This is a genomic window from Bradyrhizobium quebecense (assembly GCF_013373795.3).
Classification (GTDB): Bacteria; Pseudomonadota; Alphaproteobacteria; order Rhizobiales; family Xanthobacteraceae; genus Bradyrhizobium; species Bradyrhizobium quebecense.
The window spans coordinates 8,261,387-8,275,966 of the sequence record NZ_CP088022.1 but is presented as its reverse complement, the minus strand read 5'-3'; the positions used below and the strand labels follow the sequence as shown (position 1 = coordinate 8,275,966).

At 59.6% G+C, this 14,580-nt stretch carries 12 protein-coding genes, 2 tRNA genes and 2 pseudogenes; 10 read left to right on the top strand and 6 right to left on the bottom strand.

The genetic code is table 11. The features are described 5' to 3' along the window. Window positions 1-262: 262 nt before the first annotated feature. Window positions 263-391, top strand: coding sequence for a hypothetical protein (locus tag HU230_RS43745; RefSeq protein ID WP_275948968.1), 129 nt, complete (start codon window positions 263-265; stop codon window positions 389-391). A gap of 37 nt (window positions 392-428) precedes the next feature. Here HU230_RS43745 and HU230_RS39255 read toward each other — a convergent pair whose 3' ends face one another. Further along, on the bottom strand, window positions 429-1,001 hold the full coding sequence (locus tag HU230_RS39255) for a disulfide bond formation protein B (RefSeq protein ID WP_224944036.1): 573 nt from the start codon (window positions 999-1,001) through the stop codon (window positions 429-431). A 159-nt stretch (window positions 1,002-1,160) separates the two neighbouring features. Here HU230_RS39255 and HU230_RS39250 point away from each other — a divergent pair. The 8 genes from HU230_RS39250 (at window position 1,161) to tnpC (ending at window position 9,234) form a co-directional block, all read left to right on the top strand. Beyond that, window positions 1,161-1,245 (top strand) — tRNA-Leu (locus tag HU230_RS39250). A gap of 222 nt (window positions 1,246-1,467) precedes the next feature. Continuing rightward, window positions 1,468-2,835, top strand: coding sequence for a tyrosine-type recombinase/integrase (locus HU230_RS39245; RefSeq protein ID WP_176533640.1), 1,368 nt, complete (start codon window positions 1,468-1,470; stop codon window positions 2,833-2,835). 361 nt (window positions 2,836-3,196) lie between these two features. Beyond that, window positions 3,197-3,273: transfer RNA gene (locus tag HU230_RS39240), tRNA-Arg, on the top strand. 119 nt (window positions 3,274-3,392) lie between these two features. Beyond that, a complete protein-coding gene (locus tag HU230_RS39235) occupies window positions 3,393-4,277 on the top strand; it encodes a DUF4238 domain-containing protein (protein WP_176533641.1) in 885 nt (294 codons plus the stop codon). 55 nt (window positions 4,278-4,332) lie between these two features. Beyond that, window positions 4,333-5,169: a hypothetical protein gene (locus HU230_RS39230; RefSeq protein ID WP_176533642.1), complete on the top strand. Its 837-nt coding sequence runs from the start codon at window positions 4,333-4,335 to the stop codon at window positions 5,167-5,169. A gap of 1,685 nt (window positions 5,170-6,854) precedes the next feature. Beyond that, a complete protein-coding gene (tnpA, locus tag HU230_RS39225; RefSeq protein ID WP_224924222.1) occupies window positions 6,855-7,280 on the top strand; it encodes an IS66-like element accessory protein TnpA in 426 nt (141 codons plus the stop codon). Further along, complete coding sequence (tnpB, locus tag HU230_RS39220) at window positions 7,277-7,633, top strand: IS66 family insertion sequence element accessory protein TnpB (RefSeq protein ID WP_176529066.1); 357 nt, start codon at window positions 7,277-7,279, stop codon at window positions 7,631-7,633. Before tnpA ends, tnpB begins: the two co-directional genes overlap by 4 nt. A gap of 122 nt (window positions 7,634-7,755) precedes the next feature. Continuing rightward, complete coding sequence (gene tnpC, locus HU230_RS39215) at window positions 7,756-9,234, top strand: IS66 family transposase (RefSeq protein WP_176534836.1); 1,479 nt, start codon at window positions 7,756-7,758, stop codon at window positions 9,232-9,234. A 3-nt stretch (window positions 9,235-9,237) separates the two neighbouring features. Here the strand turns inward: tnpC and istB are convergent, their stop codons facing one another. The 5 genes and pseudogenes from istB to HU230_RS39190 all read right to left on the bottom strand — a co-directional run. Further along, window positions 9,238-10,101, bottom strand: coding sequence for an IS21-like element helper ATPase IstB (gene istB / locus HU230_RS39210; RefSeq protein ID WP_166107168.1), 864 nt, complete (start codon window positions 10,099-10,101; stop codon window positions 9,238-9,240). Continuing rightward, window positions 10,101-11,600 carry an IS21 family transposase gene (istA, locus tag HU230_RS39205; RefSeq protein WP_166309211.1) on the bottom strand — a complete coding sequence of 500 codons (1,500 nt, stop codon included), beginning with the start codon at window positions 11,598-11,600 and terminating at the stop codon, window positions 10,101-10,103. Before istA ends, istB begins: the two co-directional genes overlap by 1 nt. 116 nt (window positions 11,601-11,716) lie before the next feature. Next, window positions 11,717-12,067, bottom strand: a pseudogene (locus tag HU230_RS39200) (phage integrase N-terminal SAM-like domain-containing protein); the annotation flags it as partial. A 245-nt stretch (window positions 12,068-12,312) separates the two neighbouring features. Then, window positions 12,313-12,492, bottom strand: coding sequence for a hypothetical protein (locus tag HU230_RS39195; RefSeq protein ID WP_176533643.1), 180 nt, complete (start codon window positions 12,490-12,492; stop codon window positions 12,313-12,315). Next, window positions 12,485-12,667 (bottom strand): annotated as a pseudogene (locus HU230_RS39190) (Arm DNA-binding domain-containing protein); the annotation flags it as partial. The pseudogene HU230_RS39190 and the gene HU230_RS39195, both read right to left, overlap by 8 nt. A gap of 307 nt (window positions 12,668-12,974) precedes the next feature. Here HU230_RS39190 and HU230_RS39185 point away from each other — a divergent pair. After that, window positions 12,975-14,207 carry an RES family NAD+ phosphorylase gene (locus HU230_RS39185; protein ID WP_176533644.1) on the top strand — a complete coding sequence of 411 codons (1,233 nt, stop codon included), beginning with the start codon at window positions 12,975-12,977 and terminating at the stop codon, window positions 14,205-14,207. The last annotated feature ends 373 nt before the right edge of the window (window positions 14,208-14,580 follow it).

Sequence of the window (14,580 nt, the reverse complement as noted above, 5' to 3'; positions counted from 1 at the left end):
AATAGCCAATGCTTTCTTGTTGGTTTTCCTGGTGTTCCTGGCTTTCTCGCCGAACGAGGGGCAAAGACCGCTCCTCATACCATCCTGCGTGTTGTTGCCGCAGCGCGCCGCAAACCGCTTTGGCGCTCGCTATTCGGGTGCGATCGGCCTACGGTCGATCACCATCACTTCCGGCAAAGCAAATCCACGTCGACGTTCGGGACTGCTCCGGAGGCAGGCTCTGACCGAGTCGATGATCTCGATAAACCAGAGGGAGACCGACATGTCCAAAGGCGAGCGACACGGCAACCGCGAGGTCAAGAAGCCCAAGAAGGAGAAGATCAAGGTGATCGCCGCGGCTCCCAGCCTGAAGGGCGGACAGCCGAGCTTCACGCCGGGGAAGAAGAAATAGATCGATTGAGACAAGGCCTGTAAATCAGGCCACTCAGTCAGACCTTGGCCGCCCTCGCCACGCCCCAGCCGGCGACCGCAGCCATCAAGAGCGAGATCAGCACGTTGTAGCCGGCAAGCGAGATGCCGAGGAAGCGCCACTGCACTTCGTCGCAGCGGACCACCTTGACCTTGTCGAGCTGATCCAGCAGCGAGCCGGCCTTGCCGAAATCCACCATCGGGCCGGTGCAGTCGGTCGGTCCCTGCCAAAACCCCCATTCGACCCCGGCGTGATAGGCGCCGAGCCCGGCATTGGCCAGCGCGGCGAGGCCGAGGATCACAAGGCCCGCGAGCAGCACCGGGCGCGCCGCGCCACGGGCGGCCGCGAGCGCCACCACGGCGCCGAGCGGGACCGCGAGGTAATAGGCATAGCGCTGCTCGAGGCAGAGCGGACAGGGCATGATCTCCAGCACCAGTTGGAAGAACCAGGCGCCGGCCAGCGTCGCCGCCGCGATCACGGCAATCGCCAGGGCCGAGGTCAGCGCCGGATTGCCGGTGGCGGAAGCATCCGACGGATGGGCGGTGGCGAGCGTCACGGCAATCCTCCTGCGAGCACCGTCCGGCAGGGTCATGACCCGTGCTCCATGCTCAATCCGGGTCGTATCGCGTGAAAATACCGCTGTCGAGGCGCGGGACAATCACATCCGCGCGGGTTGACCGTGACGGGCCGCCCGCTATAGTCCGCCGCGCTTCGCGACCCCGGCCCTGTCTCGGCCTGGATCACCGCGAATGCCCCTGTGGCGGAACTGGTAGACGCGCTCGACTCAAAATCGAGTTCCGCAAGGAGTGCTGGTTCGATTCCGGCCAGGGGCACCAACCAGGCTGTTCAGGCCCGTTCGAAAGCGTCCGCAACCGTCCGCGCAGCGCTCGCAAACCCTTGAAAAATAGGCACTTCCGCGTACATTCTTGTTCGTCACCGTTTGTTCTCCTCCGATCCCAGCCGCCCGATTTGCTGGTATTTTTGCTGGTATCCTGCTGGTATCGTGAGAACAAAGGTTCACGGCGACTTTCGCTTTTCCGAATAAAGGAATTGAGCAGATGGCCGGCAAGAACGGCGGCGCGTGCGCCAATCCCAAGCAGATCAGGACCGACGTCGACTGCCGCGCCGCCCGACCGAAATTCGTCAAGGGCGCGTGGAGTCCCGCCAAGATTTCCGACGTGACCGGCGGCTGGCTCTATCTCTTTGTCACGCCGGACGTGAGCAGGCCTGGCAACGCTGGCTCGAAGCTCTGGCGGATGGACTACCGCTTCCATGGCCGCCAGAAAACCTACTCCATCGGCCCCTACGGCAACGGCAAGGATGGGACTTTCTCGCTCGCCGACGCCCGTCGCGAGCGCGACAAAGCCAAAGATCTGCTCAAGGAAGGCAAAGACCCAAGCATCGAGAAGCAACTCGACAAGCACAGGCAGGCCGCCGCCCGGCCTCTCGGGCAATGGGCCGACGAGTGGCTCGCAAAGAAGAAGGTCGAAAAGGTCAAGCGCGGCAGGATCGTCGCGGTGCGCGACCCCAAGACCATCGAGGTGCTTGAATTGCGCGTCGGCTACCTCAAGAATCGCTTCGGCAAGCTGTGCAGGCAGGACATCAAGCGTCCGGACGTGCTCGCTTTCATGCGTTCATACGAAGCCGAAGGAAAGCTGGAAACCCGCGACCGCGTGCGCAGCATCGGTGAGCAAGTGTGCGACTATGCCGACGTCGAAGGTGACGGCTACAATCCATTCCGCAACCTGAATGGGCAGATGATTGCCAACATTTCGACGCCACGTCCCGGCGTCACCGAACCACGCGACGTGACGCGCGTTTTCAAGCTCATCAGCGCGCCGTGGACGAGAGCGAGGTTTGGTGACGTTGTCGGCCTTGCCTTGCGCTTCGATGCGCTGACCATTCCCCGCCCCGGCATGGTCAATGAAATGGAGTGGAGCGAGGTCGATTGGGATGCCAAACGCTGGACCGTTCCAGCCACCAAAATGAAGACGGGCTGGGATCATGTTGTGCCTCTGTCACGGCAAGCACTCGCGATCCTGCGCAGCGTTCAAAAGCTGACTGGCCATCGCAGGTACGCGTTTTCCTGCTCGAAGGACGCGCCGCTATCAAACAACACTCTCAACAAGCGCTTACGGCTGCTGGGCATTGACACCAAGACCGATCATTGTGCCCACGGATTCCGGACCACCTTCTCGACGCTGTCTCACCACGAAGAGATCAAGGACGCCAAGGCGTGGGATGGCGATGTCGTCGAGCTGCAGCTTGCGCATCTCGATAACTCTACGGTGGAAGGTCTGTACAAGAAGCACGGACCGCTCGCATTGATAGGCTCACGCACGAAGCTGATGCAGCATTGGGCCGATCGGATCGACCACTGGCACGATCCAAAGAAGGTGATGCCGATCAAGGGCGGCGCTGCTTGAGTCACCTAAGAGGCGCCCCTTCCGGATCGCCTGCGCCGACATCGCAAGTATCGGTGGTTGCGGGGACCTGCAACCATCTCAAATTGCGAAAGAGTCCTCAGCTTCTCTCGAACCTGGCAGTGGGGGCTCTGGCGTTGAAGAGCGGCCTCTTTCGTGTAGCGGCCTAAACATGCTTTCGGGCCAAGATCATCGATCGCAGGAAGTCCTGCCGGCGCAGAACCGTTGCCCTCCGAAGGCACGTGTCAAGCCAGTTCTTGCAAAAGCGGGAGCGGAAAGAGGATTGGAATACAAGGACTTGCGAGACTGACGTTCGTCGCTTCACTCTCGCAAGAATTTCGCGTAAGCACTGCGCAAGCAGTAGGCACCCGTAGCTCAGCTGGATAGAGCGTCGCCCTCCGAAGGCGAAGGCCACACGTTCGAATCGTGTCGGGTGCGCCATGCTGCGAAATTTACAACATTCTCAGACGGCGGTCGCTTCCCTGGTTCGGGAGCGCAATGTCGCGCAATATTTGACGTTACCGCAGAGTGGGTCTGCGAGCATTCCTCGGTGAGGCCAAATGAGCTCAGGTCCGGCACCCAAGTTTTCCAAGGACAATCAGCATTTCGTTCCGCGGTTCTGGATAAAGCGATTTGCCGGATCCAACGGACGCATTTTAGGTCGAAAGCGCGGCGAGGCCCGAGCATTCCAGGTCGCAGCCGGCGATGTCATGACTGGCGACTGGACGTATACCCTGTTCGACGGTTGGTGGCGTCCGGCCGACAAGTTGGAGGATGCTCTGTCAGTGTTCGAGGGCGAAGCAGCGACCGTGATGGTTGCGGTTGACGACGTCTCGTCAACGTTGTCGCCTCTGCTGAAAGAGAAATTAAGCGAAGTGATTGCGGTATCGGGATGTCGTCTCCCATGGGTGATGAGGCGCGGCCATCAACGCATGAAAGAATTGGCGGCAGCCTTTGCAAGTATCGTGAAGTACAAAGACGATCGTGAATTTATTCAGGATATCAGAACCCGATTTGGGGTTGATCTGTTGGAAGCAGATTGCTCGAGTCTCCGATCTCGGCCCGACGGAGCTCTCGAGGTGACTGCGCGCGCTCTGAACGAAATTAGCCCTCAGAATCCGGTCTTCGCTGAGCAGGAAGTGCTGCAAGGCGCTGGACCGATCGCTACAATATTGCGGACGATGGATTTCACGTTGCTCGACGCGCCGGCGGAAAGCCTCGTTTTGAGTGACACACCGATGCCAGACTTCGAAATTGCGACAGGCTTTCTCCTACCACTCTCGCATCGGTTGATGTTGAGCGCTCAGCCAGCCGCCGGGCCATCAGCGATTTTTGGTCGGCGTGCTGCGACCTCCGCTGAAGTGGAGGAGAGTAATCGATTTCAGTTTGATAGTCTCCTTGATATCGTAGTTGGACCTGACAAGGACATCCTGGAACGCCTTTGAACGGACCGGGGCACGAAAGCGAAGCGGATGAGCGGCGGAGAGTTCGGGCAATCTCATGACAGATATTACGTCGTTGATACCCGGCGTTGGATCGCAGCTTGCCGATTTTTCGATCGGTTTTGCAAAGCTGAGCACCATTGCGGGCCGAGAACATGTGCACCCAGCGCGCTCAGGCGCATTGGTGTCTGTAGGATCGATTCACGGAATATTGACGGCCGCCCACGTGTTGGAGGAGCTCCCGGACAGCGGGGAAGTTGGCCTAATTCGGTTCATAAGGGAACCGAAGATTCAGGCACAGACAATCGATATGTCCCTGACGGAGAGGCTAACTATACGTGGGTCAGGGGAAGCAGCTGACGGGCCCGATATTGGGTTTTTGCGACTCGCCTCAACGCAAGTGGCAACACTCAACGCGACGACGAACATCTTCTTTAACCTAAGCAGGCGGCAGGACTCTGTCTTGGAGAATAGGCATCCATCTACGGAATATTTTGAAGGCATTTCTGGAATTATTGCTGAATGGACAATCAATCGTGGCGGGGCGGAAGCTGGATTTCGGCACCTCCTAGGATTTCGTGGCTTGTTTGGTGTCGGCTGTGTGGCTGGAGTTCATGATCACGACGGCTACGACCTCGTTAGTTTCGAGACGGATCGTAACGAAAACCAGAATGCGCCGACTGATTACGGAGGCTGGAGCGGAGGTGCGCTATGGCGTGTCTACATCACCCAAGGCACGGACGGTCAGCCGACCGTAATAGAACGAAGAATATTTGGAGTGGCCTTTCATCAATCCGCGCTTGTTGAAGGCAAACGCACCATAACATGTCATGGCCCGAAGAGCGTCTATAAAAATCTATTAGCCGAGATAGCGCGCAAGTGGCCATCCACCTAAATTGTGGTCGACTCACAATTATTGATGGTTTGGAACCTGAAAATGCAAATCGGATTCAGTCCAGGTTGCGATCTAACCGGCGGTTGTTCACGCCCGACGTCGAGCGGCTTGAGCTTGTGCGTCATGTTTTTCAACGCGAGAGCCGTCCTCCGAACCCACGTTGCGAAGCTACTGTTTGCGCGGTGACTATAGGTGACATTGCGAAACTAGCCGCAACAGGTATTGCGCACGATATTGAATGCTTTGCGGTCACTTCCAGCTGGCGGATACGATAGCGAAGCAGTGCGACGGAGAGAGTGTCAGTCAATGCACGTTGAAAGACAAAGCATTTTCGAACTTACTAGATCAAAACCCACGGTTTAAGCTACGGCCCGAGAATGAGTCAAAGCGTCGGCAGCCCACCGGATCCTAGAGGCTCGATCGGTCAAATCGCGGAGGCGCAACTACCGATACCGACATTCGGTTCAAGTTGCGATCTGATCGAGGGCGCCCACTGCGCCTCGAACGCAGTGACCGTCTTCTTAGTTATTGATTTTAGTGATGGCGACAGGCGTTTCTGTCACGCTTTGTTCAGGTCGTTTCACGTTGGGCGGGATGGCGCCTGCCTCCCCAGTCGAAAAAGACTTCGGTGTGCTGTGAGGTTAGATCCCGTTGTCCAGAGCCCAGTTCGAGATCGCACGACGCGTCCACCTGCACGAACCGCGGCCGCTGCTTCACGAGGTAGAGTCGAGGATGGGCGCGGTAGCTTGGGGCCAATGGCCACGCCCCGTTTCCCATGCCGCTCATCAAACCGGGCGCCGATTTTCGGCACCCGGCCTTCCAACTGGCTTCACCGCGAGGCACACGGAGACAAACTAACCGCACGCGGCTTTGGCACGGTGAGCAACTCCCCTTCGCCGCTCGACACAGCAATCTCCGGCGGCTCCTGTCCTTGTTGGTGTTTGCAGGCTCATCGCCAATCGCCACGACCTCGCCATCTTCGAAAGCACGCCAGAAGTCGGGGCCCTTTGCTCTGCCAGCATTACCCGGCATCAACGCTCCTATTGCCCCGTCCGACTCCCGCCGTGACCACCGCTAATGCGATGTTGAGGCCTCTGCCCTCTTCCTCGACGGGTCTCCCCTGTAACTGCGAACCACCCTTCCGACGTCCCGTGCCACTACCCCGGCGGATCGCGTGGGGGCGCGCGTCGATTGCTTCCCAACACGTGCGGCTTTCCCCAAATGACCGGAGGGTCGGCATCCGCATTAGAACTTTCGAGGCCTGCTCGGACTTCACTTTGTTACGGCCAATCGGATCGTTCAGCAGTCAAGGCCGCCTTCGTCGCAGGGTTCCAACCCAGCTAGTTACCCAGCCGAGCCGCCTGCCAGCTTCCGGACCAATCGACAATTTTCCGGGTGAGATCCTCCCTCACTGATAACGGTCAATGGCGCCCGTAACCGGAACACAGCGGCGGGGACAGACCTGATGGCGAAACCGAACTAGGCGTAGAGCCGCCGCACGACTTTGTGCGGCACCGGTGACCACACACGCCTCCTGCAAAAGAGCTGACGAGCGCTAGGAGCAATTGGCCGTAAGCGCTGTTCAGCGGCCACCTTCCGGATGACGGGGTGATCTGCGAGTCTGCGGTTCGGTTTGGACCGTTAGGCTTAGAATGGACACAGAGCATAGTGCTATCACGGAGCCGGTGCGGCGGCTTGAAGTCTTCACCGGAGCCGGCCGTCGGCGGAAGTGGAGCGATGGGGACAAGGCGCGGATCGTTGCGGAGATCGTGGCGAGCGGCGACTCGGTCTGTTCGGTAGCCCGACGGCATGGATTGTCACCGCAGCAGTTGTTTGGCTGGCGACGTCAGTTGCGAGAAGCAGCAGGCGGTCATTCCGCAATAGAAGAAGTACAGTTTGTGCCGGCGGTGGTGGATGCCGCGGTGCCGGCGCCCGCTGTTGACCGGGAGCGCAAAGCGGTGCGCTGCAAGGCCAAAGCGGATACCCGGGCTCGCCGTTGCGATGCCGGGATTATCGAGATCGAAGTCGACGGCATCATGATCCGGGCCGGTCGTGGTGCGGATACGACGATGGTTGCGTCGATTGTCCAGGCGCTGAAGGCGAGCCGGTGATCGGTCCGTCGGGTGCGGTCCGGGTGATGGTGGCGACCAAGCCGGTGGACTTCCGTAAGGGGATGGAAGGGCTCGCGACCCTGGTGCGCGAGAGCATGCGGGCAGATCCATTCTCGGGAGCTGTCTATGTGTTCCGGGCCAAGCGGGCGGATCGGATCAAGCTGGTGTTCTGGGACGGAACGGGTCTGTGCCTGTTCGCCAAGAGGCTCGAGGATGGGATCTTCCGCTGGCCGAAGATCGAGGACGGCGTGATGCGCCTGTCGGCGGCGCAATTGTCGGCGCTGCTGGAAGGGCTCGACTGGCGGCTTGTGCATGAGGCGCGGGAGACGTCGACGCCAACGCAGGCCGGATAGCTGTTGGCAGCGCTGCGGCGAAATGAATCAGGAGCGTCGGACGCGTCGCCAGATGGCGGCGAATATGCTCTGAATTGGGTGTGAGCGACGCCCTGCCTGACGATCCCGAGACGCTGAAAGCGATGCTGCTTGCCGAACGATGCGAGAGCGAACGGCTGCGTCAGATCATCAAGGAATTGCAGCGGCATCGGTTTGGCCGGCGGGCAGAGACGCTGCCTGAAGATCAGATGCTGCTGGGCTTGGAAGACGTCGAGCAGGTTGCCGCATACAACGAGACGGCACAGGACGTGAGCGCACCTGAAGGCCGTGAGGCGCGGGCTCGCACGCGCCGCGGCAACCGTGGCGCCTTGCCGATGCACCTGCCGCGGATCGAGGTCGTCGTCGACATCGAGGGCAAGACCTGTCCCTGTTGCCAGGGCGAGTTGCACCGGATCGGCGAGGATAGAAGCGAGCGGCTGGACCTGGTCCCGGCGCAGTTCCGGATCCTCGTGACCCGGCGTCCCAAATACGCCTGCCGGGCTTGCGAGGACGGGGTCATGCAGGCGCCGGCCCCGATTAGGCTGATCGAGGGCGGATTGCCGACCGAGGCCACCGTCGCCCACGTCCTGGTCTCCAAATATGCCGATCACCTGCCGCTCTACCGGCAGGCGCAGATTTACGCCCGCCAGGGCATTGAGCTCGATCGTTCGACGCTGGCGGACTGGGTAGGACAAGCTGCCTTCCACCTGCGTCCGCTGCATGACCGTCTGCTCGGCAAGCTCAGGCAACGGCCAAAGCTGTTCGCCGACGAGACGACGATGCCGGTGCTCGATCCCGGCCGCGGACGCACCAAGACCGGTCAGCTCTGGGCCTATGCAGCGGACGACCGGCCGTGGGGCGGTGCCGATCCGCCGGGCGTTGCCTATGTCTATGCCCCCGATCGCAAAGCCGATCGGCCGATCGCCCATCTCGCAGGCTTCGAAGGGATCCTGCAGGTCGATGGCTATGCCGGCTATGGCAAGCTCGCCGAGCGTGGCGATGTCCAACTTGCATTCTGCTGGTCGCACATGCGACGTAACTTCTACGAACTTGCCACACCCGGTCCCGCGCCCATTGCCAGCGAGGCGCTCAAGCATATCGCCGAGTTCTACGCCATCGAAAGGGACATCCGTGGTCGCGGCGCCGAGGAGCGCCGTCTCGTTCGGCAGCAGAAAATCCGGCCGCTGGCGGAAGCCTTCGAGCGATGGCTCCGCGCAAAGCTCGCGTTGATCAGCCAAAAGGGCAAGTTGGCCGACGCCATTCGCTATGCGCTCTCACGCTGGGAGGGCCTGACGCGCTTCATCAATGACGGCCGCATCGAGCTCGACAACAACGTCGTCGAGCGCTCGATCCGTCCGATCACGCTGAACCGGAAAAATGCGCTGTTCGCAGGCTCCGACGGCGGCGCCGAGCACTGGGCCACCATCGCCTCCCTGGTCGAAACCTGTAAGCTGAACGACGTCGATCCGCTCGCTTACCTGACCGACGCCCTCACCAGGATCGTCAACGGCCATCCAAACAGCGACATCGATCAGCTGCTTCCGTGGGCCTATTGTCGTCAAGACCTCAAAGCTGTGGCCTGAGTGTCAATCGGCGTTCGACTGGGACCCCCTATCGGCATCCAAAAGGGACCCCTTTGATCGGCGTGCTCTGCTGGTAGCGCTCGGGTCGTCGGAGCTGGTCGGGGTTGCGGAGACGGCGCGAGCGCGGGTTGTTTGAACATCGTCGCGGCTTTTGAATCGCCAGCTGTCGTTGCCGGTCTCGACGATGTCGCAGTGATGGGTCAATCGGTCGAGTAGCGCGGTGGTCATTTTGGCATCACCGAACACACTGGGCCATTCGCCGAACGCAAGATTGGTGGTGACAATGATGGAGGTGCGCTCGTAGAGCCGGCTGATGAGATGGAACAGGAGCTGACCGCCGGATTGCGCGAACGGCAGATAGCCCAGCTCGTCGAGAACGATGAAGTCCATGCGGGTCAGATGCTCGGCGAGCCGTCCCTGCCGACCGTTGCGGGTCTCGGTCTCGAGCCGGTTGACGAGGTCGACTACGTTGTAGAAGCGTCCTCTGGCGCCATCGCGGATGCAACTTCTGGCGATGGCAATGGCCAGGTGGGTTTTGCCTGTACCGGTGCCGCCAACCAGCACGACGTTGCGTTGTTGGGCGATGAAGCCGCCGCCAGCGAGATCATTGACGAGAGTCTGATTGATCGGCGTGCCGTCGAACTGGAAGTCGGCGATGTCCTTGGCGAGCGGCAGCTTTGCAATGGTGAGCTGGTATTTGATCGACCTGGCTTGCTTCTCGTTGATCTCGGCGTTGAGCAGGTCGCCGACAATGCGTTGAGGCTCGTGCTGGCGCTTGACGGCAGTTGCCATGATCTCGTCGAAGGCAGCCTTCATGCCGTAGAGCTTAAGTTCGCCCATGAGGTCGAAGATTTGGGTTCGTTCCATCAGATGGTCCTCCGGAGGTTGTCGTAGCGGGCACAATCGGCGATCGGTGCATGACGGAGCGTCAGTGCGGCCGGCGTCATGATGTTGGCCGGTGGGGCGGGTTCACGTTGACGGGCCAGGATATTGAGAACGACATCGGCGGAATGGACGCTGTGACTGAGCGCTTCGGCACAAGCCGCTTCCACCGCGGACAGACCGTCAGTCAGCACCGCGGTGAGGATGTCGACCATCTGCCGATTGCCATCGTCGGTGCTGGCCAGCTTGCGCCGGATCCGCTCGATCGCGGCCGGCAGCACCCAGTCTTTGAAGGGAGCACCGTTGCGCAAGGCGCCGGGTTTGCGGGCGAGCACCGGCACATAATGCCAGGGGTCGTAGACGGTATCGCCGCGGCCAAAGGATCGCGGGTGCTCGGCAACGATACGTCCATCCTGACGGATCACGATGCGATCGGCATAGGCTTGAACCTCGACCGGTCGTCCGACTGCACTGGCTGCGACCGAGTACTTGTTGTTGTCGAAGCGCACCAGGCAGGTCTTCGAGACCGATGCTGTCACCGCATGGAAGCCGTCGAAGCGGCCGGCATAGGGAACGAGTTTGGGGCGTTCGGCTTCGAACACGTCCCAGATCGTCTGATCGACCAGCTCCGGATGGCGATGAGCCTTGGCGTAGGCGATGCACTTGTCGAGCAGCCAGGCGTTTAACTCGTCGAGGTTTTTGAACCGCAGCCGCGGCGTGAAGAAGCGCTCCCGGACCAGCCCGACCTGGTTCTCGACCTGCCCCTTCTCCCAGCCCGACGCTGGCGTACAGGCGACCGGATCGACCAGATAGTGGCTGCACATCTGCAGGAAGCGGCGATTGTAGAGACGGCCTTTACCGACAAAGATCGTCTCCACCGCGGTCTTCATGTTGTCGTAGATGCCGCGGGTGCAGGTGCCTTTGAACAGGGCGAATGCCCGGTCGTGGGCGTCGAACACCATCTCCTGCGTCTCCCGCGGATAGGCCCGCACGAACAGCATGCGACTGTGACAGAGCCGAACATGAGCAGCCTTCACCATCACCGTGGTGCCGCTCAGCAGGACCACCTCGTGGCTCCAGTCGAACTGGTAGGCTTCGCCTGGTGCAAAGCTCAGCGGCACATAAGCCGACGCTGTCGAGGTGCCGCGTTCCTTGGTCCACCGTCGGGCGTATCGACGAACCGCATCATAGCCGCCGGCATAACCCAGGCCGCGGAGTTCCTCGAATAGCCGGATCAGCGTCAGCCGTTCCCGCGCCGCCTTGCTCTCATTCCCTGCCAGCAACCGATCAAGCTCGGCACTCCAGGCACCCATCTTCGGGAGCGGCTGCGTCTCGCGCTCGTACCGGAACTCCGTCGCTTGAGAACGAATGACCTTGCGAACCACCTTCCGCGATACGCCAAGTTCTCGGCAGATCGCCTTGATCGGACGACCATCAACAAAGTAGGCGCGACGGATCTTACCAATCGTCTCCACCACCAGCATCCCAACCTCGGCTTCCATGACTCGATGGAAGCCACTGTGGACCCTTATCCCGGGGTCCCGATTGGATGCCGATCACCCCGAAACGGGGGTCCTTATTCCATGCCGAAACACATCGATACCGCTTCAAGAAACTGAACCACTTCGTCGGCGCTGAGAACGACCGGCAGCTTGCGCGGTTCTCGCGCATAGGGAATGCGCTCTGGGATGAGCGCCTCGCCGAGCGTGACGCCGTAGAAAAACCGTAGCGCACAGACGATCTGGTTCAGCGCCGGCCATGAGATGCCGGTCGAGACCAAATGCACCTGGAAGGCGCGGACGTCTTCCAGCTCTAACCGGTCAGGCGATCGGCCAAAATAGCGGCTGAACTTCGAAACCGCGCTGATGTAGGATCTTTGCGTCGCCGGCGACAGATTGCGGACGGTCATGTCTTCGATCATGCGGCGGCGAAGAGGGCTCAAATCGGCCATCTCGATACTCCTGTCTGAGGGGGTGGGCTCCAACACCCACATCCTCTCAGCCAGGAGGCGATCTATGCCACCTTGCCCCCTACGCCGCGGCAGCGGCTTAGTTCAATCCCTTCCGATTCCGCCAGGTCAGAAAATGCTCTAGAACGTACGAAGGTGCGGACCTTGGTGGAAAACGCCAATACGCTTGGATTTATCGACAAGGCAATTGAGTAGCCACGCCAAGTTGCTTGACCTTGCGGTGCCGGTCATGCGGCAAGCCGCTGTTCGACGTCTTTCGCGATGTCCTCATCGCCTGCAGCCTTTTGGGGGAAGCGGGCCAGCGCCGCCTTGCGCGAGTCGCGGTCGAGGGCATAGGCGGTCTGTTTGAACTCGATCCCGTCGAGCAGTCCTTGAATATACCCCGAGATCGTGTCCGCAAATGCCATGTAGTCCGATGGTGTAGCGACGCGAGCGGCCCGCAGCCCGATACTGGATGACGTAGCTTCGCTTGCCTGACGCGAAGATGCGGACTCCGAAGCCCGGCAATTCTTCGTCCCAAATGACGTAGTCCTTCTTTCGGACCTCTGCGGCGTCGACGACCCTCTTCGTGACCTTAGCCATGCGCTTGCTCCGTCCGTGGCCGGATCTCTCGCGTAAGCACTGCGTAAGCGGGCGGGCAGAAATCGCGTCGAACTCGGATAGGTACGTCGCTTGCGCCGTTGAAAATATCTAGTTATTACAGACGGATGGCGTACCATGGCGCGCCCTAGGCAATATTCGGATGGGCAGGTTAAATTGCTCCGAAGGCAAAGGTTACACGTTCGAATCGTGTCGGGGTGCGCCAGTATTTTCAAGGACTTGCTCAAATCAGCGCGTTTTCGCCCAGCGCGCGGCTAAGCAATGGGTAAGCGTCAGCGCGGACGATCTTATGAAACGGAACGCTGAGGCTTTAAACGTATGCCCTCTCTGCATCGGCAACCAAGTCTTCTCACAGTTCGTCGTGACGCATGGCGCGCCTGGCAAGTGCGGCTTCAATCGGAGTCATGGAAAGAAGAAGACCGTCGTATCGGTGGAAGCATTTGCAGAATACGTCGATGACTGGTTTCGAGAAAATTACGGCCGCGGAGAAGAGTATCCAGTCTTCGAGGGCGATTCCGACAGCCCAACGTATGAGACGCGTGGCGAACCCTATAAGTACATCCTCGCCGACGAACTCGAGTGCGACGATGCCGTAGTAGAGGCGATTTCAGAGAACCTGCCCGACGCTGATTGGCATGACATTAGTCAAGGCGATCAAGCTTTCTACGACGATACAGCGAATTACGAATCGTTCGCGGCTGCCCAAGCGCGCTCCACGGCGGACGATTACTGGTATGAAAGCCAGTTTACATACCAGTGGGACGACTTCTGCAGAGCAGTTCAATACGAACGCCGCTTCTTTAGGATTAAGGAGCAGCTTGATGAGCTTTTCGGAAAGCCCGAGGAATATAGCGCCGGGCAAACGACGCCAGTTTACATCTTACGGAAAGGCGCCGTCCTTTATCGCGGACGGATATTGGACGACCGCTTTACCGAAGATCAATTGAGCGCCGCACCAGCAATTTCGTTGGGGGCGCCTCCGCCAGACAGAGCGACTCCGGGGAGAATGAACGTCGAGTTCATTCCTGCCTTTTACGGCGCCTTCAGTCGAGATACAGCAATTGCTGAAATCCGACCGAGCATCGGCGATCGCATCGCGATTGGCCGCTTTGCGCTTCACCGCAACATAAAGGTCTTTGATTTTACCGCATTTAGCCGCCCCGACCGAGCTGCTGACCCTACGATCATCGAGCACACTCGGTACGATTTTGTTTCGCAAATGGAGGAGGAGATCAGCAAACCCATCCTCCCGTACGAGAAGCAACGTGAGTATGTCGCTACACAGATTGTGGCAGAGTACTTGCGAGAGTGCTTCAAGTGTGACGCGGTTATCTACAGATCCTCTATGCACACCGGGCCTGAGATCGAGAACCGCAATATCGTGATATTTGGTGCCCAAGCTGATTTCCTGGGAGGGGGCAGCCGCCAATTGTTAGACTTGCTCGACCATGAGATCCGAAGAGTGAACAATGTCACCTTTGGCACTGAGAATGATGCAAGTGGATTCCTATCGAGGTTCTGATCACCCACCTAACCGAAAATAGAGAATTGTTCTCTGGTTTAGATCTCCGTGCACTTTCGTGCGATCGTTGTTCGCCAGTGCGGGGCGCCTCGCCCGAGCCCGTCTTTCTCCCGCACGGCCCATTGAGTCTTCTGCTTCATGACGCACCCTTAACGAACAGGGCGGAAGTCTCGCTAGGATGAAATTTCTCGTCACCTTTGGCTAGGCTCCGAGCCGATCGCTTCTAGCTGTTTCATTTCAAGGCCAAGCCTCCGAGGCTTTGGCCCGGGCCCCTCCAAACGCGAACAAACAGAGAATCTGACATATCGATGTGACGTTGCCAGTTGAAAGCCTCCTGCGAAGTGCACGAAGGGGATTTCAAGTTGTACTCGCG

Excerpts from the sequence above, each read along its gene's own strand:
- HU230_RS43745 (WP_275948968.1), top strand. The coding sequence starts at position 263 with ATGTCCAAAGGCGAGCGACACGGCAACCGCGAGGTCAAGAAGCCCAAG.
- HU230_RS39255 (WP_224944036.1), bottom strand. The coding sequence starts at position 1,001 with ATGACCCTGCCGGACGGTGCTCGCAGGAGGATTGCCGTGACGCTCGCC.
- HU230_RS39245 (WP_176533640.1), top strand. The coding sequence starts at position 1,468 with ATGGCCGGCAAGAACGGCGGCGCGTGCGCCAATCCCAAGCAGATCAGG.
- HU230_RS39235 (WP_176533641.1), top strand. The coding sequence starts at position 3,393 with ATGAGCTCAGGTCCGGCACCCAAGTTTTCCAAGGACAATCAGCATTTC.
- HU230_RS39230 (WP_176533642.1), top strand. The coding sequence starts at position 4,333 with ATGACAGATATTACGTCGTTGATACCCGGCGTTGGATCGCAGCTTGCC.
- tnpC (WP_176534836.1), top strand. The coding sequence starts at position 7,756 with ATGCTGCTTGCCGAACGATGCGAGAGCGAACGGCTGCGTCAGATCATC.
- istB (WP_166107168.1), bottom strand. The coding sequence starts at position 10,101 with ATGGAACGAACCCAAATCTTCGACCTCATGGGCGAACTTAAGCTCTAC.
- istA (WP_166309211.1), bottom strand. The coding sequence starts at position 11,600 with ATGCTGGTGGTGGAGACGATTGGTAAGATCCGTCGCGCCTACTTTGTT.
- HU230_RS39195 (WP_176533643.1), bottom strand. The coding sequence starts at position 12,492 with ATGGCATTTGCGGACACGATCTCGGGGTATATTCAAGGACTGCTCGAC.
- HU230_RS39185 (WP_176533644.1), top strand. The coding sequence starts at position 12,975 with ATGAAACGGAACGCTGAGGCTTTAAACGTATGCCCTCTCTGCATCGGC.